At 63.6% G+C, this 21,593-nt stretch carries 18 protein-coding genes; 10 read left to right on the top strand and 8 right to left on the bottom strand.

The window, feature by feature from the left end:
* Positions 1–247: 247 nt before the first annotated feature.
* Positions 248–1,012, top strand: coding sequence for a hypothetical protein (locus tag R3E77_01155; GenBank protein MEZ5498014.1), 765 nt, complete (start codon positions 248–250; stop codon positions 1,010–1,012).
* On the opposite strand, the gene R3E77_01150 is transcribed toward R3E77_01155, so the two are convergent.
* The 3 genes from R3E77_01150 to R3E77_01140 are packed head-to-tail and all read right to left on the bottom strand — an operon-like array spanning position 1,009 to position 5,864.
* The gene (locus R3E77_01150) at positions 1,009–2,682 is read right to left on the bottom strand and encodes a hypothetical protein (protein ID MEZ5498013.1); all 1,674 of its coding nucleotides are present in this window, start codon (positions 2,680–2,682) and stop codon (positions 1,009–1,011) included. The two genes, R3E77_01155 and R3E77_01150, sit on opposite strands and share 4 nt — an antisense overlap.
* A 3-nt stretch (positions 2,683–2,685) precedes the next feature.
* Positions 2,686–5,175, bottom strand: coding sequence for an FtsX-like permease family protein (locus R3E77_01145; GenBank protein MEZ5498012.1), 2,490 nt, complete (start codon positions 5,173–5,175; stop codon positions 2,686–2,688).
* Positions 5,172–5,864, bottom strand: coding sequence for an ATP-binding cassette domain-containing protein (locus tag R3E77_01140; GenBank protein MEZ5498011.1), 693 nt, complete (start codon positions 5,862–5,864; stop codon positions 5,172–5,174). Before R3E77_01140 ends, R3E77_01145 begins: the two co-directional genes overlap by 4 nt.
* A gap of 82 nt (positions 5,865–5,946) precedes the next feature.
* Between R3E77_01140 and R3E77_01135 the strand changes: the two genes are divergently transcribed.
* From R3E77_01135 to R3E77_01125, 3 genes are read left to right on the top strand one after another with little or no spacing between them, the layout of a single operon-like run.
* Positions 5,947–6,492, top strand: a complete 546-nt coding sequence (locus tag R3E77_01135) for an arylesterase (GenBank protein ID MEZ5498010.1) — start codon at positions 5,947–5,949, stop codon at positions 6,490–6,492.
* Entirely contained in the window at positions 6,492–8,180 is a 1,689-nt protein-coding gene (locus tag R3E77_01130; protein ID MEZ5498009.1) for a long-chain-fatty-acid--CoA ligase, read from the top strand. Before R3E77_01135 ends, R3E77_01130 begins: the two co-directional genes overlap by 1 nt.
* The gene (locus R3E77_01125; GenBank protein ID MEZ5498008.1) at positions 8,164–9,498 is read left to right on the top strand and encodes a S41 family peptidase; all 1,335 of its coding nucleotides are present in this window, start codon (positions 8,164–8,166) and stop codon (positions 9,496–9,498) included. The genes R3E77_01130 and R3E77_01125 overlap by 17 nt, the downstream gene beginning before the upstream one ends.
* 56 nt (positions 9,499–9,554) lie before the next feature.
* Here the strand turns inward: R3E77_01125 and R3E77_01120 are convergent, their stop codons facing one another.
* Positions 9,555–10,907, bottom strand: a complete 1,353-nt coding sequence (locus tag R3E77_01120) for a porin family protein (GenBank protein MEZ5498007.1) — start codon at positions 10,905–10,907, stop codon at positions 9,555–9,557.
* A gap of 87 nt (positions 10,908–10,994) precedes the next feature.
* Here R3E77_01120 and R3E77_01115 point away from each other — a divergent pair, with 87 nt between their 5' ends.
* The 3 genes from R3E77_01115 to R3E77_01105 are packed head-to-tail and all read left to right on the top strand — an operon-like array spanning position 10,995 to position 12,996.
* A complete protein-coding gene (locus R3E77_01115) occupies positions 10,995–11,825 on the top strand; it encodes a DUF6502 family protein (protein MEZ5498006.1) in 831 nt (276 codons plus the stop codon).
* The gene (locus R3E77_01110; protein ID MEZ5498005.1) at positions 11,822–12,565 is read left to right on the top strand and encodes a DUF6502 family protein; all 744 of its coding nucleotides are present in this window, start codon (positions 11,822–11,824) and stop codon (positions 12,563–12,565) included. Before R3E77_01115 ends, R3E77_01110 begins: the two co-directional genes overlap by 4 nt.
* Positions 12,562–12,996, top strand: a complete 435-nt coding sequence (locus R3E77_01105; GenBank protein MEZ5498004.1) for an HIT domain-containing protein — start codon at positions 12,562–12,564, stop codon at positions 12,994–12,996. The genes R3E77_01110 and R3E77_01105 overlap by 4 nt, the downstream gene beginning before the upstream one ends.
* 91 nt (positions 12,997–13,087) lie before the next feature.
* On the opposite strand, the gene R3E77_01100 is transcribed toward R3E77_01105, so the two are convergent.
* From R3E77_01100 to R3E77_01085, 4 genes are all read right to left on the bottom strand, one after another.
* Positions 13,088–15,847, bottom strand: a complete 2,760-nt coding sequence (locus tag R3E77_01100; protein MEZ5498003.1) for a TonB-dependent receptor plug domain-containing protein — start codon at positions 15,845–15,847, stop codon at positions 13,088–13,090.
* Between the two features lie 25 nt (positions 15,848–15,872).
* On the bottom strand, positions 15,873–17,444 hold the full coding sequence (locus R3E77_01095; GenBank protein MEZ5498002.1) for a hypothetical protein: 1,572 nt from the start codon (positions 17,442–17,444) through the stop codon (positions 15,873–15,875).
* A 174-nt stretch (positions 17,445–17,618) separates the two neighbouring features.
* Entirely contained in the window at positions 17,619–18,986 is a 1,368-nt protein-coding gene (gene glmU, locus R3E77_01090) for a bifunctional UDP-N-acetylglucosamine diphosphorylase/glucosamine-1-phosphate N-acetyltransferase GlmU (GenBank protein MEZ5498001.1), read from the bottom strand.
* A 56-nt stretch (positions 18,987–19,042) separates the two neighbouring features.
* Positions 19,043–19,459, bottom strand: a complete 417-nt coding sequence (locus R3E77_01085) for a hypothetical protein (protein ID MEZ5498000.1) — start codon at positions 19,457–19,459, stop codon at positions 19,043–19,045.
* A gap of 142 nt (positions 19,460–19,601) precedes the next feature.
* Between R3E77_01085 and R3E77_01080 the strand changes: the two genes are divergently transcribed.
* From R3E77_01080 to R3E77_01070, 3 genes are read left to right on the top strand one after another with little or no spacing between them, the layout of a single operon-like run.
* Positions 19,602–20,198, top strand: a complete 597-nt coding sequence (locus tag R3E77_01080) for an RNA polymerase sigma factor (protein MEZ5497999.1) — start codon at positions 19,602–19,604, stop codon at positions 20,196–20,198.
* A complete protein-coding gene (locus R3E77_01075; protein MEZ5497998.1) occupies positions 20,195–20,635 on the top strand; it encodes a hypothetical protein in 441 nt (146 codons plus the stop codon). The genes R3E77_01080 and R3E77_01075 overlap by 4 nt, the downstream gene beginning before the upstream one ends.
* Before the next feature lie 44 nt (positions 20,636–20,679).
* The gene (locus R3E77_01070; protein MEZ5497997.1) at positions 20,680–21,432 is read left to right on the top strand and encodes a 3-oxoacyl-ACP reductase family protein; all 753 of its coding nucleotides are present in this window, start codon (positions 20,680–20,682) and stop codon (positions 21,430–21,432) included.
* Positions 21,433–21,593: the final 161 nt, after the last annotated feature.

The raw sequence follows: 21,593 nt of genomic DNA, 5'->3' as shown, positions 1-21,593 counted from the left end.
GCGAAGCCGGCAATCTGCGAGACAGATCGCGTTCCTTGGCTTATGTCCAAAGGTGAATTGTGAGCCAGCACCCATCAGTACGCCGCCGGCAGGGGCAGCATAACCAACATTATCGATTCATGTACGAACCACTGAAAAACCTGCAGTGGCGGACAGCGCTGCTGGCGCGCATGGCGCAGCAACCTGCAGCCACCCGGCAACGCCCTAGCCCGCGACGGGAACCATTTCGCGATGCCCCGCAACCCTCATGGAAGCTGCAACTCGCAAGACTGAACAACCTGACGTCGAAGTAGCTGCGCCCGCCGCCGGCGCGATGGACCCGGGCTTCATTCGCGACAATCAGATCGTCGAGCGCTACCTGGGCGGCCGACTGCCACCGCGTGGGGTCAGCGACTTCGAGCGTTTCTGTCGCGATAATCCCGACCTGCTCGACGCCATCGGCCTGCCCGAACGTGTCAACAAGGGGTTGCGCCTGCTCGAACAGGGCGGCAAGCCCGAACCCTGGCAGCAGCCACAGATCAAGTCCTGGCAGAAGCTGCCGGTACTGCTCGCGATGGCAGGTCTCGCACTTGTGCTCGCCATCGTTGCAATCGTGCAGACCACACGGGTCGACAGTCGCGATGCGCGCATCCTCGCCCTGCAACAGCAAGTCATCGAGCAGCCGCTGCTGCCTGCGACCCGCAAACGGACCATGTTGCTGATTCCCTCGCGCACTGGCCCTGGCAGCCACGCTGCGGCGAGCATCGGCAGCCCCGAGGGCGCGGAACTCGCCGATTTCAAGATCGACGTATCGTGGTCGAAGGCCGCTTTGTTTCGCATCACGGTCGATCGCGTCGACCAGGGCAGGGTCATGGTCCTGCACAATGTGCGCAAGGATTCCAACGGCCATCTGCGCCTCGGGCTCAATAGCTCGGCGCTCGGTCCGGGCCGCTACAACTTCACGATCGAAGCCCTGGATTGGAAAGGCCAGGCCCACCCGGCGGCCTGGATCAGCATCGCCATTCGCGGCTAGTTGCCACGGCCCGCTCGCCCCGGCACGCGCACGTAATCGACAAGCCGAGGCGCACTGGCCAGCGGATCATCCGGTTCAACCGCTCCGGACTTCGACATCTCGCGCCAGTGCCGCGGCACGCGATCGAGTGCGATTGCGTACAGATCGAGATTGCCAGCAGCGTCGATGCGCATGCGCAGCCACTGCTTGTAATCCTGGATACGTAGGCTGGAGAACGCTTCGGTGGAATGGCGGCCGAAGACATTGAGCGAAATCAGCAGATAGATGCCGAGGATCAACGGTCCGAGCAATGCGCCGCCGATCAGCGTGAACGGTACGCTGGCAAGGAATTGGGCGGCGGAGCCAAACGGCAGTTCGAGCCAGCGCGTCGTGACGATGATCGCGAGCCAGCCGGTGCAGAATGCGCCGAACAGGTGCGCTGCGGCGTGCCCCAGACCTCCGAGCAGCCGATACCAGCGTGCATGGGTGTCGGTAAAAAAGACGAACGCCGCCAGGAAGAGCATCAGCCACAGACCGTTGAAAGGCGAGCGCACGGCGGCACCGAGCGCCGCCGCCAGCGCCGCGCCAAAACTCACGACATCGTCGCGTCCGATACTCGCAGCTGCAAACCAGGCGGACAGTGAATAGAGCACAGCCGTGATGCTGCAGCTCGCGGGATTGAGCAACGGCAACAACAGGTTTCGCCAGGATAGCCGCCGGCTGATCTCGGGCGGCGGATAGATGGCCTTGCGCTCGAAACCATCGGCGAGATGGCTCGCATCGGGTGCATGCGTGGGGTGGAGGAAGGCACCGCCGCCACCAGAGACGATTTTCTGCGTGCCTGCGGCATTGGCATGGCGCTGATAGAGGTGCAGATCGCCGGTGACATACACGTCAACCGCGCGCTTGATGACCTGTTCCTCGAAGAATCGGAGCGTCGCATCCTCGTAGCTTGCATACTCGGGATACTCGTTCGCATAGATCCACTGCGGATCGGGCACCGCCATGATGACGCGAGTGCGCTCGTTGAACTCGCGCGTCATCGTCTGGAAGTACTGCACCTGCGGCTCATCGAATTCCGCGCCGAGCTGCAGGTCGATGCCGAGCAGCCACCAGTCGGCGGGCAGGCGCAACGCGAAATAGCTGCGTGTCTGCTGCGTACGGCAGCCCGCGAATCCTCGCTCGGGACGGCAGAACGCGCGTGTGAATGCGACCAGTGAGTCGTACCAATCGTGGTTGCCGGGTATGGCGAAGAGCTCCGGCCAGCGCCCGTGCGACTGAAATGCCGCGGTGTAGGGCGCTTCGGTGCGTTGCTCGTAGGCGAGTCGTGATGGGTAGGGATAGACCTCGTCGCCACCGAAGATCAACAGTCGCCCGCCGCGGGTGACGATATGCTCGCCGGCAGCGGTTTGGAGCGCCTGCTCCTTCGCGGCAATCGCATGCGCAATGCCGCAGGTCGGGTTCCAGCCATCGCCGATGTCGGCGACGTAATCGATCCACAGCTCGCCTTCATCGTGGCGGTAGTCGAAGTAGCCCTGCGGCTGCGACGCCAGTGCTTCGATCAACCGGGTATCGGAGTGGCGCCCAAACAGGTTCGCCAGCGTGAGATTGAGCGCCGAGCGCACCAATATGGGTGGATCGTACCAACCGACCATCGACGGTCTCGGCCGCGACGACGCTGCCTGCTTCATCGCTCAGCCGGCCCGCAGGGCAAGGAGCGGTGCACGCGCCACGGCACTGCGCGTGGCCAGAAACCCGGCAGCGCCGACGATCACGGCCCCGCCGACGATTCCCGCGACCCACACCCAGGCATGCCACTGAAAGTGCAGGTCGAGAATACGCCGGGCAAGCACATAGCCGCCGACGCTGGCGGCAGCGGCCGCGAGACAGCCGGCCAGTGCCCCGAGGGTGAGGAACTCCGCCAGCACGCCGCGCAATATGGTCGCGCGACTCGCACCGAGCGTGCGCAGTATTGCCGCCTCGAATCGTCGCTCTTCGCGGCTCGCCTGGACTGCAGCCAGCAGCACGGTCAATCCCGCGAACATGGTGAACAGGAAGACCGCCTGTACGGCCAGCGCCGCCTTGTCGATGATACGGCGCACTTGTCCGAGCAGGTCGGCCATGTCGAATATTGACACACTGGGGAAGCGCCGGACCAGATTGGCGATATCACGCGTGTTGCTCGGTCGATAGTAGGCGCTTGTCATCCATGTACCTGCGACATCCTGCAGAAGGCGCGGCGGAAAGACGATGAAGAAATTGGGTTGAAAGCTGTCCCATTTGACACGGCGTATGCTTGCGACGCGCACTTCGTAGATCTCGCCCGCGACATCGAAGGTCAGTTGGTCGCCAATGCCGACGCCGAGCCCTTCCTGGAACTCGCTGGCGAGCGATACCAGCGGCGCTGCGAACTGCGCCTCGCTCCACCAGCTGCCCGCGATCACCTGGTTGCCCTCGCCCGGCTGCGCCGCCCAGGTGATGTTCTGCTCGCGCGAAGCGAAGCCTTCTCCGCGACGTGACCCGAAGGGTCGCTCTTCGACGGCCACGCCATTGATCGCCGTGAGCCGCGCGCGGATCATCGGCAGCATGCGTGTGGTTCGCGCGCCGACCGATTGCAGGTAATCCTGCAGGGCATCCTTTTCGGTGGGCGGGATATTGATGAAGAAATAGTTGGGTGTATCGGCTGGCAGACTGCGACGCCAGTCCTCCAGCAACTCCCCGCGAACGATGCCGAGCAGGAGCAGTACCGACAGGCCAAAGCCGAAAGCCGCCAGCTGCAGCAATGTCTCCGCCCGTCGCCGTGCAAGATTGGCAAGACCATATCGCCAGGCGATGCCTACGCGGGAGCGCAATGAGGCGCTCAAGCGCAGCAGCAACAGCCCCGCGGCAACCAATATCAGGGCGAAGGCAGTCATGCCGGCGACGAAACCCGCCGCCAATTGCGTATCGCGCAGGACGACATAGATGAGCGAAACCACGGCCGCAAGCGCCGGCAGGAACGCCGCCCACAGCCAGGGCGGCGGCGGCCCCGAGTCACGGCGCAACACGCGTATCGCCGGCACGCGGGTCAGCTGCAGTTGTGGCGGCAGAGCGAAGCCGCAAAGGACGGCCACGGCCGTTGCGGCGCCGAGCAGGAGCGGTCCCGGAGTTGCCGGCGGCAATGCGGTGGCGAACAAGTCGCGCAAAAGATAAAGGAGTGCTGTCTGGGCGGCGAACCCAAGCCCGGCACCGAGCGCGATGGCGATCGCGGCCATGATGATGAGTTGCCACAGCGCCACGACCAGCACGTAGCGACGCGTCGCACCCAGGGTCTTCATGAGCGCAACGGCATCGAGGTGACGTTGTACATAGCGGCGCGCCGCCATCGCCACGGCAACGCCGGCCAGCAATACCGCGACGAGGCTGGCGAGGCTCAGGAAGCGTCCGGCGCGCTCGACAGAATTGCTCACCTGCGGCGCGCTTTGGCGGACATCCTGCAGCCGCTCGCGCGGCGCGCGGGCGCCGTCCAGCCAGGCCCGGAAGCCCGCAATCGCGCCGGCCGTGCCGGCGAAGGTAAGCGCATAGCGCACGCGGCTGCCGGGCTGGATCAATTGCGTCTTCGCCAGATCGGCGCCCTGCATGAGCAGCGATGGCGCGAGATCGGAGAAAGTCGCACCCTGATCCGGCCGTGATACGAGCACGGCGGTGACACGAAATCGCGCCCGGCCGATTGCGAGTTCGCTATGAAGGTCGGCGCCGAGCGCCGCGAGCAGGCGCGAGTCGGCCCAGATTTCGCCTGCGCCCGGCCGATCGTCGGCAATTCGCGCCGCGCCAAACGCCTGGTCCGCGATCCGGACCACACCTCGCAGCGGATAACCGGCGCCGACGGCGAACAGATTCGCGAGCTGGGTGCGGTCCCCATTGAGCACGACCGTCAGCGTCTGGGTGATGCGCGCGCTCGAAATGCCGCGCTGGGCGGCTTCCTGCTCATAGGCCGCGCCGATCGGCTCGGTGGACTCGAGCCGCAGGTCGCCGGCCAGGATCTCGCTCGCCTGCAAGGCGACCGCCGCATCGATGCGGCCGACCAGGAACCCGACTCCGGTGAGTGCGGCAACGGCTATGGACAGCGCCGCGATCAGAATCAACAATTCGCCGGCACGCCACTCGCGCCACAACGCGGTCCATGCAAAGCGCAGCGAGTTCATGCCGTGCGCCCATCGTCGAACAAGCGCCCGGACTGCATTTGCATGCGCCGCGCGCAACGCGCCGCAAGCGGCGCATCGTGAGTGACGAGTACCAGCGTCGTTTGGCTGGCGGCATTCAATTGAAACAGGAGCTCACCAACCCGCTCGCCGGTTGCGTTATCGAGGTTGCCGGTAGGTTCATCGGCAAAGAGAATGGCCGGACGGGTAACGAACGCGCGCGCCAGCGCGACGCGCTGTTGTTCGCCACCCGAGAGCTGGCGCGGATAATGGCCGCGGCGGCGCTCGAGCCCTACCTGTTGCAAAGCTTCCTGGGCACGCTCGCGTGCATCCTTCGCGCCGGACAATTCGAGGGGCAGCAGTACGTTCTCCTGCGCCGTAAGGGCGGGCAGGAGATGAAAAGACTGGAATACGAAACCGACCTTGCTGGCGCGCAGCCGGGCACGACCATCTTCATCGAGTGCAGTCAATTGCGTGCCGGCGAGCCAGATCTCGCCGCTGGTCGGGGCGTCGAGGCCCGCAAGGAGCGCCAGCAATGTCGATTTGCCGGCGCCTGAAGGACCCAGTATTGCGACCGTCTCGCCCGCGGCGATATCGAGCGAAACATCATCGACGATGGTCAGCGGTCCCTCCGGACTGGTAACCTCACGCACGAGGTTCAGGGCTTTGAGTACGCTTTTATCTTCGCTCATATTGCTCGGGTTTTACGGCGGCACGCTCAGCCTGACTGGCACCACCGCCGAGACCAGGGCGCTGGCGCCGACAATTCTGGTAGTGGGTGACAGTATCAGTGCCGCCTATGGTATCGCCGCGGAACAGGGCTGGGTTAGCCTGCTGCAAGCGCGGCTGCGCACCCAAGGTTACGGTTACCGGGTAGTCAACGCCAGTGTAAGCGGTGAAACCACCGAGGGCGGGCGCAATCGATTGCCGCGGGCATTGCAACGCCACCGCCCGGCAATCGTCATCATCGAGCTTGGCGGCAATGATGGTCTGCGCGGCCTGCCGCTCGATACGACCCGTGCCAATCTCGCCCAGATGATCAAGCTCAGCCGGCGCGCCGGCGCGCGAGTTGTGCTGCTCGGCATGCGACTGCCGCCGAACTACGGCGAAGAATATGGCAATGCCTTTGCCGCGCTCTATGCTGAACTCGCGCAGTCGCCGGATGTCGAGCTCGTGCCGTTTTTCCTCGATGGGGTTGCGCTGGAACCGGGCATGATGCAGCCTGATGGTCTGCACCCCGGGGCAGCGGCTCAGGCCACGTTGCTGCAGAATGCCTGGCCGAAACTGAAAATATTGCTCTCCAAAGCAAAGGCGAAGTAATGACAGGCGACGGCATCGAAAAGCCCTGGCTCAAGTCCTACCCGGCAAGAGTCCCGCACGAAATCGACCCGGCTATCTACCCCTCGCTGAAGGCCCTGATCGAGGAGTCGCTGACGCGCTTTGCCGAACGCACCGCCTACGTGCAAATGGGTCGGGATCTCAGTTTCGCGGAACTGGACGAAGCCTCCGCAGCCATCGGCGCATGGCTGCTCACCCGCGGCGGCATGCAGGCCGGGGACCGCATCGCGATCATGCTGCCGAACATCCTGCAGTACCCGATCGTCATGATGGGTGCTCTGCGCGCCGGACTGACGGTCGTCAATACCAATCCCCTCTATACGACGCGCGAACTCCAGCATCAGCTGCACGACGCGGGCGTCAAGACCATCGTCGTGTTGGAGAATTTCGCGCACGTCCTCGCAGAAGTGATCGACGCGACCGAGGTACGCAATGTCATCGTCACCGGTGTCGGGGACATGCTGGGCGGATTGAAAGGTTGGCTCGTCAATTTCATCGTGCGTCGGGTGAGAAAACAGGTTCCACCCTGGCAGATCACGGGTGCCAGGCACTTTGGCGATGTCCTGTCGCAAGGCCGGGCACTGCAGCTGCCGGCCGTATCTGTCGGTCACGACGACCTCGCCTTCCTGCAATACACCGGTGGCACCACCGGTGTTTCCAAGGGCGCGATGCTGACCCATCGCAACATGGTCGCCAACGTGCTGCAGGCGAATGCCTGGATTGACGATGCCCTGCGCGCGAGCGAACGCGAGATCACGCTGGTGACGGCGATACCGCTCTATCACATCTTTGCGCTGACGGCGAACTGCCTGCTGTTCACCCGCCTCGGCGCTCGCAACCTGCTCATTGCGAATCCGCGCGATTTTGCCGGCTTCGTCACCGAGCTGCGCAAGTACCAGCTGACGTTCGTGAGTGGTGTGAATACCCTGTTCAACGCATTGCTCAACACGCCGAATTTCGACAAGGTCGATTTCAGCCAGCTGACCGTCACACTCGGCGGCGGCATGGCCGTGCAGGAAGCCGTTGCTGCGCGCTGGAAGGCGGTCACCGGCAACGTACTCACGCAAGCCTGGGGTCTGACGGAAACCTCGCCGGCCGCCTGCATCAATCCCGTCGGCGAGGACTACAACGGTTCGATCGGCCTGCCCATACCCTCCACGGAAGTGTCGATCCGCGACGACGCTGGCAACGCGCTCGGTATCGGCGAAGTCGGCGAGATCTGCGTGCGCGGTCCGCAGGTGATGCGCGGTTACTGGCAACGCCCCGACGAGACCGAAAAGGTCATGATCCCGGGTGGTTGGTTCAGGACCGGCGATATCGGCCGCATGGATGAACGTGGCTATGTTTACATCCAGGATCGCAAGAAGGACATGATCCTGGTGTCGGGCTTCAATGTTTACCCGAACGAGATCGAGGACGTCATCGCCAAACACAGCGGTGTCCTGGAAGTCGCCGCAGTCGCCCAGCCGGATGAGCGCTCGGGTGAGGTCGTGGCGGTGTTCGTCGTGCGCAAGGATCCGGCACTCACTGCGGCGGATATCATCAAGCATTGCCGCGACGAATTGACCGGCTACAAAGTGCCGCGCCACGTATATTTCCGCGACGAACTGCCCAAGACCAACGTCGGCAAGATCCTGCGGCGGACGCTGCGCGATGAATTGCGCAAATAGGCGCGCGGCGCTCCCGGCCCTGCTGTTGATGCTCGGCGGTTGCGGCCAGGATGCCTGCCAGCAGACGGAACTCAAGCAGTTCATCGTTGACCGTGCGCGCGAGAACTATCTGTTCCCGCAACTCCTGCCTACCAACATCGACGTCAATCAGTATGCGAGCGGTGAAGCAGTGCTCGATGCGCTGACGGCTACCGCGCGCGCCCAGGGTCTCGACCGCAACTTCAGCAGCATCACCACGATTTCCGGGGAGCTGAATCTCATCGAGGGCGGCGCCACCGTCGCCTTCGGCGTGCAGTTCGCCCAACGCGGGCCCGGGCTGCGCCTGTTCATCGTGCAGGTCTTCGAGGGCTCGAACGCTGCCGCCGCCGGGTTCCGGCGCGGCGATGAGATTCTCGCCATCGGCGAGACCACCGCGACGCTCACGCCGGTAGCCACGGTGCTCGCAAGCGTCGATGGCCTCAACAATGCACTCGGGCCGGATGAACCGGGCGTCACGCGGATCTTCTCCGTGCTGACAGCGGGAGGTGCGACCGTCGAACGGTCGGTCGCGAAGGACCGGCTCGACCTGAATGCGGTGCCGTTCACGCAACTCATTGCGCAACCCGGCCTGCCACCTGTCGGCTATCTGCAGCTGCGCAGCTTCATCGGCACCGCCGAAGCCCAGTTACGCAGCGCCTTCGCGGAATTTCGCGCCAACTCGGTGACCGACGTCATCGTTGATATTCGCTACAACGGCGGTGGCCTGGTGCGCATTGCGCAGCTGCTCGCGAATCTCCTCTCGGCCGAACGCAGTACCCAGGAAGTGCTCTACCGTACGCGACTGAATCCGCTGCAGGCGGCCAGCGAGCAAACAGTGACCTTTCGGGCCGAACCGGAAGCGATAGGCGCACAGCGCATCGCGTTTCTCACGACTGCCTCGACTGCCTCCGCAAGCGAAATCCTGATCAATTCGCTCTATCCCTATGTGGACGTTGCAATGATCGGGGCTCGCAGCTTCGGCAAGCCGGTCGGCCAGAATGCCTTCGATGCGCCTGCTTGCGATCTGCGCCTGCGCCTGGTCGCGTTTCAGACGCTGAATCGCGATGGTACCGGCGATTATTTCGCCGGCTTGCCGGATGCCAATTACACCGATACGTTCTGTCCGGTGAATGATGACCTCGCCAGCGATCAGGACAGCGTGCAGGATCCACTCACCGCGGCTGGGCTGAACTGGCTCGCAAGTGGCGCTTGTCCGGCCGCGAACGCGCAGGCGGTGGATGATCGGCCCATCGTGAGTCGCTCACTGCAACCGGACGGTGAGGGCAGGCGAATCTTCTAGGTGAAGCCCTGTGCAGTCAGCACGGGCGCGGACGTACCGATCGGCGCAGGTTTTTCCTAGAGCGACTGCACCAGAAACAGCGTGGCTTCCAGCCGGTCATAGTCGTACAGGTCGACGCTGGAGCTGCTGCGGATGTAGCGCAGCCTCGGCACCAGGGTTGCGCCATGCCACAGGCGCCCCGGTATCTCGAGCGCGAGCTGCGCGAATCCCAGATGATCGACCCGCCGTTCACCGAGAAACCCGCGTGCATTGTCGTAGCGTATCCAGGAGTAAAGCACTTCGGCGCTGAACCGGGTCTTGCCTGCGAGTGGCAGGCTCACGCCGCTGCGCGCGCCAAAACGACGATTGCCATAGGGCGATCCGAAACGGCTGACCTCATCGCCGCCGCCGAACAACGTTAATCGAGTCACCGATCCTTTGCGCCACCAGTCGCGATGATCGGCAGACAGCGCCAACAGATAGCGGTTCGCGTCCTGCAGGATATAGCGGGGGGCATTGAAGTCGAGCCGGGCCGCGCGACCGACCACGCCGAATAGCCAGCCGCGAGGCAGTGCGCGGTCGAAGCGCAACTCGCCACCGATTTCCTCGCGATATTCGGTATTGTCGAGCCAGCGTTGCTGGTAGTCCGCGACAACGGCGCCACGCCAGGCGCCCAGCCTGTAACCATAGGCGAGTTCCAGCCCCGCAACACCCTGGTCGACGAAGGGTGCATCCGGATTGCTGCGATAACTGGCAGCCAGCTTGGCGCGCAATTGCCGATCGTCCGAGAAGCGATGACTGATGCCAAGGTCGGCGCGCGCTTCGGCGAATGCCGTGTCCTGCTTGACATCCTCCGGGCGTATCGGCAGACCGAGATATTCGTTATCTGCCGTGGCGAAGTTGGCATTGCTGTCATAGCCGACTGCGAGCCCGAGGTTGACGTTGTAGCGGCGATCAGCGCGTCGCTCACCGGCAATGCGCTTGAGGTAATTCTGCGCAGCGGCGCGATCCTTCTCGCTCGCGGCTGTTTGCGCGATTGCGCGAAATCTCTCCTCGGCCTCATCGAGCTCGCCCGACTGGTAAAGCGCTTGCGCGAGACCAAAGCGCACGACGGCACGCTCGGGATCGGTTGCCTCGAGACGCCGGAACGCGCGCAGCGCGATGTCATCGTGCCGCAATGCGAGGGCTGCCACGCCGAGCGCGAGATTGTAGCGAGGCACGGCCTGCCCCTCCTCCTCGAGCGGCAGCAGCAAATCGTAGGCTGCAGCGTGCTCGCCCGCATTGATATGTCCCTCGGCCGCTGCGACCGTCGCGATGAGTTGGGCCGACGGGCCCTTGGCATCCGCCGCCGCCACCGTGCCCAGAAACGCCAGGAGCACCAGCAGCGCCAGGCTTTGCGGCCCACGCGCACTGCGTTGGTAAGACGACAAACTACCCTCTTTGGCCATATATGCCGGTTGACAGCCGGCTCCCGCCGCCGCAACGTGAATCCACTTCATGATACCGGGAATCCTGTCATGAGCCCGAGAAAGCCACGAATCGCGCCGGCCGATGCGCCGCCCGCGGGACTGGCCGAAGCAAGGGCCTCGCTCGTCGAACTGTTCCGGCCTCTGGCCCGGCTGTGGGTCGAACGTGGCATCACGCCGCTCGACGCCGCCGACATGCTCAAGGTTGCATTCGTCGACGCTGCTGCCGAGCTGTCGCGGTTACGGAACGGTCGGGTCAATCTGTCGCATGTCGCCGCGCTCACCGGATTGACGCGCGCCGAAGTGCGAAGCCTCGCACGCGGAGCGGCGGGAGGACAGCCGCCGGTATACCAACGCGCGCTGCGGGTCGAGGCCGGTTGGCGCAGCGATCCGCAGTTTCGGGGCGCTGCCGGGCGTCCTCGCAGTTTGCGCTGGCGCGGTCGCGGTAACGAATTTGCGCTGTTGGTGCGCCGCTACGCCGGCGACGTGCCGCCGCGCGTCATCATCAGGGAACTCCTGCGCCTCGAAGCGGCTCGCCAGGACGGCGAACGCGTCGATCTGTTGCCGGCACCACGCCGCCGCAGCCGGGCCCGCGACCAGTCGCTGCGCCAGACCATGCGTCTCGCGAGCCAGCTGGTGCGCGCCGGCCAACAGGCAATACATTGGCGATCGATACACCTCGCTGCCGGCAGCGAAATCGAGGCGGCGTGGCTTCGCAACCGTGCTGCGCAGACCTTTGACGCCGCTCTCGAGTCCCTGGCCGATACCGCCGTCGTTGCCGAAGGGCGCAAACGGCCATCGGCCAACGGCATGGATGTCGCACTCATGATCATTCCGCGCACGGATCGCAGGCGCACCAACGGCAAACGAAAATCCGCATGAAATCCACGACAACGATTACCAAGAACGTCGGCACCCATCCGGCGGAACGTGCCGTCTTTCAATTCATCAGGTACCTGCTCGACTCAGGCCTCGACGCCAAGCAGCTCGAGCGATGGGTCACGTCGGCATTGCGGGTGAACCGTGCGGGGCGCAAGCGCGGCGGCGCAGCCGAGAAGATCGAGATCTATGCTCTCTCGAGTGCCCTGTCACGCTGGCATCGTGATCGGCGTTATCTCGATGACCATGCGAGGCCCCGTGCCATCCCGCTCAGGGGAACGGCGCCGAGTATCGAGGCACTGTTGCGCGCAGCGGTCGGTGGGCGGGCCGCGGCGGCGGTGCTGCCACGAATCGGCAAATGGCGGCTGCTCGCGCCTGCGGGCAAAGGCCTCTATCGACCGCGGCAGCGTAATCTGCACCTGAAAGGCAGCGATCCGGCACGTCTTGCCCTGCACGCCGATGCGCTATGGCATTGCCTGCAGACCATGCATAGAAACCTGCGCAAGTCTCCTGGCGAGCGGTTGCTCGCGCGGCACGCAGCGGTACGCGACCTGCCAGCGACGGAGCTGGACGCATTCAACCGCTTCAGCAAACGGCAGGCGCAGATATTTCTCGAAAGCATCGACGACTGGCTGGAAGGGCGCGTCACGCGCACTACGGCGAAAAGCCGCAAGGGGCGGCGCACCGCGATGGCCGGCGTCTATACTTATGCCGTGTGGGATGAGCGGATGATCGAACCATGAATGCGATTGCGCCATATGACCAGGACAATATTTTCGCGCGGATCCTTCGCGGCGAACTGCCATGCGTGAAGGTCTGTGAGGATGACGCGACGCTGGTGATTATGGACATCATGCCGCAGAGCCGCGGGCACAGCCTCATCATCAGCAAGGAAGCTGCGGTCACCTTGTTCGATCTCTCACCCGGGAGCGCGGCCGACTGCATGCGCATGACCCAGCGCATTGCCATCGCCGCCCGCGCGGCCTTCGCCGCCGATGGCGTGACGATCATGCAGTTCAATGGCAGCGCAGCGGGGCAATCGGTACCGCACGTACATTTCCACGTCGTACCGCGCCGCGCTGGCGAAGCCATGGCGCGTCACGCAACGCAAATGGCGGACCCGGGGCAACTCGAGGCGCTCGCCATGCAGCTGCGCGCCGCCCTTACGCAATGAGCCGCGCCCCGGCCGCGCCGCGCCGACCCACCGGGGGGTTTGGTTCGGCGCAGCACGACGGGGAGCGACCGGCGACCGCCGCGACGGCAGCCTAGAACTTGTAGCTTACGTCCACCTTCAGCGTCCGGCCGCGCTGCTGTTCGAGCACGGTGACACCACCCTGGGTGATCTCGAAAGCCTCGTCCAGCATGTTCTGCACCCGGAACTTCGCGCTCAGATTGTCGGTAGCGTAGAACGTATAGACGACGTCGAGCGAATTGAATGGCCGCTCGTAGGCATCCGGCGCGCCATTTCGACCCGCGAAGAACACACGTTTGTCCGCCATGTTGTAGACGAGTGTCGCGCTATGGCGTCCGCCAGGGGCATCGTAGCCGACCTGAAAATTGAGCACGAGCGGCGAGTGCTGGGTCAGTCGACGGGTCTGGTTGGTGAGATTGAGTGCCTGTTGACCAATTCGCAGCCTGGAGTCGCTGTAGGTGAGATTGCCGGCGAGGAAGAAACCGTCGATCCACCGGCCGAGGTGATCTTCCATGAAGGCAAGATCCTTGAGCCACTCGAGCTCCAGTCCATACAGTTCGGCGGATTCGGCATTGATGAAGGTCAGCGAGATATTGTCGTCGGTCCCGGCGCCTTCTATGGTCTCGATCGGATTCTTGATGTCCTTGTAGAACGCCGAAACCGTGAAGTTGTCGCCGCCCGCAAAAAACCACTCGGCTCGCAAATCGAGATTGAGAAGCTCCGATGTGATCAACAGTGGGTTGCCACGCACCCGCGCCTCGGTCAGCGGATCGATATAGGTCGCGCCGGAAACCTCACGCAGGTCGGGACGAGCCGTCGTCTGGCTGACGCCGAAGCGCAGCTGAAAATCCCGCGCGTCCATGAACCCGGGCCGCATGTAGGTGAGCGCGAGCGCCGGGTAGTAGCCATCCTCGGCGCGCACCAGGTTGCTCAGCTGGTCCTGCGGTACGGGCACTTTGCCGACCGCGGGGTCATACTGATAGGGATCGACCGGGACGGATGCCTGCTTGAATCCTTCCCAGCGCACACCACCAGCGAGCCGCCAGGTGTCGCGCCAGGTGGTGTCGAAACTCAGGTGGTAGGCATCGATGATTTCGCCTGCAAGGTAACTTTCCGTACCTATGCCGCCGAGTGACAGTACATAGCCGTTGGCAGGATCGGTTATCGCACTATCGGCAAGAACGTCACCCGGCGCGCCGATGAGCGCGCCCGTGGCAGCAGAACTCGTGGTCCCGAGACCGAACTGGGTCTGGACATAGCTGCGGCCCTTGCGGTAATAGTCCCAGCCGCCGCTGATCTTTGCGATGAATGATTCGCCGATCTCGAACGGACGATGCAGACTCCAGCCATAGCTCTCAACGTCGTCGAGCAAGTTGGTGAAGCGAAAATCCGCCGCGCTCGCCGATGAGCGAAGTCCGGTGCTCAGCAACGCGCCGCTTTGCGAATCGACCTTGTCCGCCGCCGAGACGTTGATCTCGTTCGGGATGTCGGTTCGCGCCCGCGCCTTCGAGTAGTACCAGTCGAGCTGCATGTCACGCGCGAACGACAACCAGCCCGGGTTGCCGATCAAGGCGAGTGTATCTTCGCCCAGCTCATGCGATCCGCGCAGCTGATACAGGCGAAGGTCACGTTCCTCGTAGCGAATCTTGTAGTTTCGAAACTGATCGCCCGAATCGCGCTGAAAATTGAAATTGTTGCCGGTTACGAGCGACGCTTCGTCCTCGGTATTTCGCAGGTAAAGGCCGGTCGCGATGAGTTTGTGCTCGCGTGTGAACTCGAGACCGAGGTTGAGCGAACCCGTAAGCGCCACCTGATTGGTCGAACGTTCGACATTCACGACATCGGTATCGGGATTGGCGACCGAGCGATTGACGCGATCGCGATTGCGCCAGCCATTCTTGTAGTCCCCAAGACCCAGGAACCCGAATCGCCAGTCGCCGCTCGATCCGAGATCCCACTTGTTGCCGAGTACGGCTTCCAGGGACAGGTCGGGATTACTCGACTTCGACTCGAAATCGATGTTGCGGTTGAGGCCGGTGGCCAACTGGCGATTGATAGCCTCGGCCTCGGCGAATGTGTGAAATTGTCCGTCGCGCTGCAGTGCGCGGAAAATGCCGTTCGGACTGATATCGCCCTGATAGGTATCGATGGCGCTGCGCAGTCCGGCGGCCAAAGCGCGGGTACCATCGTCCGTGCCGAGCGCGTCATCGCCGCCGCCTGGATAGACGATGCGATCGCGCGAGTGCTCGGAATCGTAGGCGGAACCAATCTGGACGCCCAGGGTGAACTGCTCGGGAATACCCCTGGTGCGAATGTCGACGTTGCCGCCGCCGAAGGCCGCAGGCTGCTCTGGGGTGTAGCCTTTCTGCACGGCGAGCGACTCGATGATCTGCGCGGGAAAAAGATCGAGCGGAATCACGTTTCGCGTAAGGTCGGGCGATGGAACATAGGCGCCATTCAGCGTGGTGCTGGAATAGCGCTCGCCCAAACCGCGTACATAGATATATTGGTCGGTCACGAGCGTAACGCCCGGCAGGCGGCGCAACGCCAGCGACACCGTGCTGTCACCAACGCGGCTGATCTGCTCGGCCGCAAGAAAATCCGCGGCCACGACCTGGTCAATGCGCTCCTGCACGACATCGGTCGCCGCCGATTTGAGGCGCGCTTCGATCACAACTTCCTGCAACGATCCCTTTTCTTCGCTGTTGCTTTCCTTGGCGGCGTCTGCCTCCTGGGCATGCGCCGGCACACAGATCAGTGCTGCGATAGCAAGCGCAAGCGGGCGGCGCACCGCTGGTGTCGCCACCAGCGGCATCGCGATTCTGGTTTTCATGATGCAATCCCCCCGTTGGCGACGCTTACTCGAACCACAGCGGTTCGGCGCGATTGCCGGCGCGCAGGCCGAATGCCCAGCCCGCCGTCCAGTCGTTCGCACGCGTCACCGCGCCGAGCTGACCACTGACTGGAGCGACCGTGATCGCGGCGCCGGCCGCATCGGTCAGCGTCGTCGCCGTGTAGAAGGTGCCCGGCTCGAGCAGACTCACGTTCGCATTCGCCGCATCGGTGATGATCGTGTTGCCCGTATTGTTGGTGTAGGTCGCGGAATCGGTCACCCATTGGCCGACCGTATCGCCGTTCGGCAAGCTGCCCTTGGTCGCCTCCGAGCAGGCAATGATGCTGTTGGTAAAAGTGCTATCGCCTGCCTGTGCGGCTGCGAGCGACACGTCCGACTCAATCTCCAGGCATTCGTTGGAGTTGTAGCCGAGCTTGCTGGTGCCGTAACCGCCATACACGATGCTGTCCGCGATCTGGGCCAATGCGCCCTGGCGCAGCAAAGGACCTTCCGAGTCACCGTGCGTACCCGCATCGAAATTCGACGTGATGCATGTCAGGTTGGTGATGGTGGGATTGCTTTGCGGCGTCAGATCCATTGCCTGGCCCGCGTCGCTTCGGCCCGCGCCGATGTTGTCGCCCTCAATGCAGCGATTGCCGTTGGTGGCGGAGTGAATGACCAGCGCGTGATCGACACGGCCGACGTAGCCGTCGGAGAAGTCGATGGAGTCGTCACGCGCATAGAGCGCGATGAGATTGGTCACGTTGGCCGCGCCGCCGAAGAACTCGACGCCATCGTCGTAGGCACTGTAGATCTCGATGTTCTCGATGGTGGTGCCCGAACCAACGGCGTTCAGCGTCAGGCCATTGAGCTCATCGCCCGGCGCCACCTCGAAGCCGGCGTGCTTGATGATGACATAGCGCAAAATGCCCGAATCATCGCCGTTGTCATTGCCACCATAGTTCGACGGCTTGCCCTCCGACACGACATGGCATTGGTTGCTGGTGCGCTCGGAATCGGTGCAATTGTTGGTGATTCCGTTGCCGTTCAGAACCACGCCGCCCCACAGCTGCACATCCTCCGGGCCCGCGGTCCTGGTGACGACGTCGGTAAACCCGGTGAAGGTGATCGGCGCCGTGGGCGAGCCATCGGCGATGATGCGCGAACCGCGGTTGACCAGCAGGTAATCGCCCGCGTTGCTGAAGGCGAGCTTGTTGCCCGCTTCGATGGTGAGTGTGGGGCCGGTTCCGCTTGCCGGGGCGGCGCCGCTGGTCACGTTCTGGCCGACGAAGAGACTGTCCTGGAAAATGTGCACGCCGGATATGAACGGTATCGTCAGGTCAACCGTAAGCGGGTTGGTCGCGCCGACGAAGGATGATGGATAGGTGCAGTTGGTTCCGTCGAACGAGCCACGACGCTCGGTGTTACTCGCGGGATCGGTATAGAAAGCACACGGATTGTTGCTCGACCCGGTGGTCGTGGTGCTGTTGTCGACCGAATTGTCAGCAGTGGAAATGTTCAGATTGACATCTCCACCGCCGCAACCGCCGATACCAGCGGCGATCGCGGCCAAAATCAAACCCTGACGAAACTGCATGGCGTCATCCCTCTGTTGAAGTTTTATTGAACGCTGCGGCGAACCCGTTTTGACGGTCGCGGCAAGTCGCTGGGGAGAAGCCTATTGCCGAAGGATTAAGATCTCACGACAGTTGCATGACAATCGTATGACACCACGGAGCAGGTGAGGCAAGCCTGTGATTTTCCGCGCGAATCAGCCTGGTTTCTTGCTGGGCCGTTTCCAGGACGAAATGCTGAGTTGCTTCGAGCGCTCGATGGTCAGCTGCCCCTCGGGTGCGTCCTTGGTGATGGTCGATCCCGCTCCGATGGTTGCGCCGGCGCCGATCTTGACCGGTGCGACCAGCATGCTGCCAGAACCTATGAAAGCGCCATCACCGATCTCGGTACGCCACTTGTTGACGCCGTCATAGTTGCAGGTGATGGTACCGGCCCCGACGTTGACCCGGGCGCCTATCACGGCGTCACCGAGATAGGTCAGGTGGTTCGCCTTGCTGCCTTCGCCCAGCAGGGTTTTTTTCATCTCCACGAAATTCCCCACATGCGCGCGATCGCGCATGGTGGCTCCTGGCCGCAGCCGCGCAAAGGGACCGATCTCGCAATGCGCGCCGATTTCGGCGCCATCGAGTACGCAATTGGCGTGCAAAACGGTATCGGCGCCTATGGTCGCATTGCGTAGCACGCAATTGGGCCCGATCCGCACGCGATCGCCGAGCACGACCTTACCTTCGCACACGACGTTGACATCGATCTGCACGTCGCGGCCGCAATCGAGGCTCCCTCGCACGTCGAAGCGCAGCGGATCGATCAGCGTGACACCATCGCGCATGAGATCTGCGCTGCGCCTCGCCCGGTAGGCCGCCTCCAAGTGCGCGAGTTGCAGCTTGTCATTGACGCCGAGCACTTCGGTTTCGCTCGCCGCAAGGAGAGTCGCCACCTTGACGCGTTCCTTGACGGCCATGGCAATGACATCGGTCAGGTAGTACTCGCCCTGGGCATTGTTGTTGCGCAGTTTACCGAGCCAGCCGTTGAGGCGCCGCGCGGGCCCTGCCAGCACGCCAGTGTTGCCTTCGCGTATGCGCCGTTGTGCAGTGCTCGCGTCTTTTTCTTCCACGATGCGGCGCAGTTGCCGGCGCTTGTCGCGCACGATGCGGCCATAGCCGGTGGGATCGGCAAGCAGGACGGTTAGCAAGGACAGCCCACCCGCGCCGGCTTTCCCGAGCAGGGCCTCGAGTGTCGCCAGCTGAAGCAATGGCACGTCGCCGTAGAGTACCAGCACATGATGGTCCTTCGGGATCTGCGGCATGGCCTGCGCCAGCGCATGGCCCGTACCTTTCTGCTCGGCTTGCAGCACCCAGCTGATATCGCTGCCCACGGTGGCCGCGCGGACCTGTTCGCCGCCATGGCCAAAGACCACCAGCAGCTGCGTGGGCTGCAATTGCCGTGCGGTATCGAGCACGTGGTGCAACAGCGGGCGACCCGCCAGGGGCTGCAGGACCTTGGGCAGGTCCGAGCGCATACGCTTGCCCTGACCTGCGGCAAGCACGACGATAGAAAGCTTCACCAGCGACCTCGGCGCATCCGGCACAGAGGTCGCCATTGTAGCCGTTCAGCGGTGCGTCAAGTGCTTCCGCCGTCGCGCGGCCTGCGCGGGCCGCTGCGGTGCTCGATGATGGCCCGCACCAGATAGGCAAAGCCGATTCCGAGTGGCATCCAGCCCACGGCCGCGACGCGTTGGCCGCCGATCAGGTCGGCAAGCGGCAGGAGCAGGGTCAAGCCGATCGCAGCCCACACCATCGCACGGAACAGGTACCCCACTGGGGTGACTTCACGCCTCACCATGACACTCGAGAGCAGCTCGGGCGGCATGGGCGGCACATCGACCCCGCGTTCGATCGCGGCCAGGCGTTCCTTGTGCATGCCCTCGAGCATCACGCGGCGGCGCTTGTAGTCGGTGATGATCGCAATGATCGGGATGCCGAGCGACAGCGTCACCGCGATGATGGGAATCATTATTGCCAGTTCGTCCTCGCCCACAGTCGTCTCTCCGTACGCGGGTGCAAATGCCCGCTGCTGCCATTTATACGCGGCCCGGGCCGCGGCGGTTTCAGCGTACGAGCTGAAACCGGGCGAGAATCTGCCGCGTCCAATGGTCATTGTGCGTCATGCTGTTGTGAATATGTCCGAGCGCCAGGCTCCACCCGAACCACAGGACGATGATCAGGCGGTACGACTGCTGCTCGCCGCGGGTGGCGCGGACCGGGCGATCGACCATGTATTTGAACGCTATGAGCGGCGGGTGCTGCAACTTTGCTGCAGCCTGCTCGGTGACAGGCAGCTGGCCGAGGATGCGGCGCAGGAGAGTTTCATCAATATCTGGCGTGGCCTGCCAAGGTTTGATGGCCGCGCCGCCCTGTCGACCTGGATTTATGCCATCGTGCGCAACACCTGCTTTTCGGCGGCACGCCGGCCCGCACATCGCAACCGCCATCGCAATGTTGCGATCGATGGCCTCGATGACAGCGCACTGCTGGCAGGCGAGCCGGCCCCGTCGGCGGTTGACGAGCGGCTCGTGCAGCAAGCCGTCGCGGCCTTGCCAGAGCGGCAGCGCCAGGTGCTGCAGCTCTATTATTGGCAGGATCGTTCCGTGGATGAGGTTGCGGCAATGCTCGCGATGCCCTCGGGAACGGTGAAGACACTTTTGCATCGTGGCCGCCAGAGTCTCGCCCGAGCTCTGCCCGACAGCATTGCCACTTCCCGGAGTGAACCGACATGACCGATATGCATGACGAAATCGCCCTGGACGCCGTATTGCAGCGTCTGTTGCCCGCGCCGCAGCCGCAATCGGGCGCACGCGAACGTCTGCAATTGGCGCTACGCGCCGAACGCACTCGCGTGCGCAACAGCGCCGAGACCGTGGCCGCGGCACGCGAAGCGGCAGATCGGAACTTCGAGCGCTTGCGGACCGAGTGGCTCGAGGAGTGGCGCAGCATTGGCAGCGAACGTGCGCTTGATTTCCTCGGCGGTGCGGCCGTCGGGTTTGCCCTGGCGCGCGCCTGGCCACAGCTGTGGAGCGAACTCGGCGGCGTGTTGTTCCCGGCTGCCCGTGTGGCGCCTGCCGATCTCGCACTCCCGTTGATCATCGCGCTGGTGGCCGCGGGTCTCGGCTGGACGTTCGCAATCAGCCGCGGATTGATCACGCGGACAATCTGAACAGCGCGCGTGCAGCGCACGGCCGGCTGCGCTAGTCTCAGCGCATGCTGTTGAAATCCAGGATCGCGATCGTGACCGGCAGCAGCGCTGGCATCGGCCGGGGCGTCGCCATCGCCTTCGCGGCGGAAGGCGCGCGGGTCATCGTCAACTATCCCGACGCAGGCGAGCGGCAAGCCGCTCACGATGCCGTCGATCAGATCCGCGCGGGCGGCGGCGAGGCGCAGGCCGTCGAAGCAGATGTCAGCAACGAGGCAGCCGCGGCACGGCTGGTCGAGGCCGCGCGCGAGCACTTCGGCGGCGTCGACATCCTGGTCAACAACGCCGGCATCGCCAACGCCGCACCCGTGCAGGAAATGGCGATCGAGCAATGGGATCGTGTCATTGCGGTGCATTTGCGCGGGATGTTCCTGGTGACGCGCAAAGTGCTGCCCCTTCTCTATGCGCGTGGCTTCGGGCGCATCATCAACACCGCATCGCAGCTTGCCTACAAGGGTGCCGCGGGCTTTGCGCACTACACGGCGGCCAAGGGCGCCATCATTGCGTTTACTCGATCCCTCGCGCTCGAGATCGGCAATCGCGGCGTCAATGTCAATTGCGTGGCGCCCGGCGCGACCCGGACGAGAATGTTGGCCGATGTACCCGAGGAGATCATGGAGCAGATACGCGCGGCAATTCCGCTCGGGCGCATTGCAGAGGTTTCCGACATCGTGCCGAGCTATGTTTTCCTTGCGAGCGAGGCCGGGCGACATTACCAGGGGCAGTGCATCAGTCCCAATGGCGGCGATGTGTTCCTCTGAGCGATTGCTCGCGCGTGCGCTGTTGCTCGCCCATTCGTGATGATGAAGGTGCCCGGCCGTCGCTCCACGATATTCGCTTTGGGCCGGGCACCTTCATCATCACGAATGGACCTGCAAATGTTCGGCGCGCGAGCAACTGCGGCGCAACGACGAAAGACGGC

It is taken from the genome of Steroidobacteraceae bacterium (assembly GCA_041395505.1).
Lineage (GTDB): Bacteria > Pseudomonadota > Gammaproteobacteria > Steroidobacterales > Steroidobacteraceae > JAWLAG01.
The sequence above is the reverse complement of the archived record's forward strand: the minus strand, read 5'-3'. Positions and strand labels throughout refer to the sequence as shown.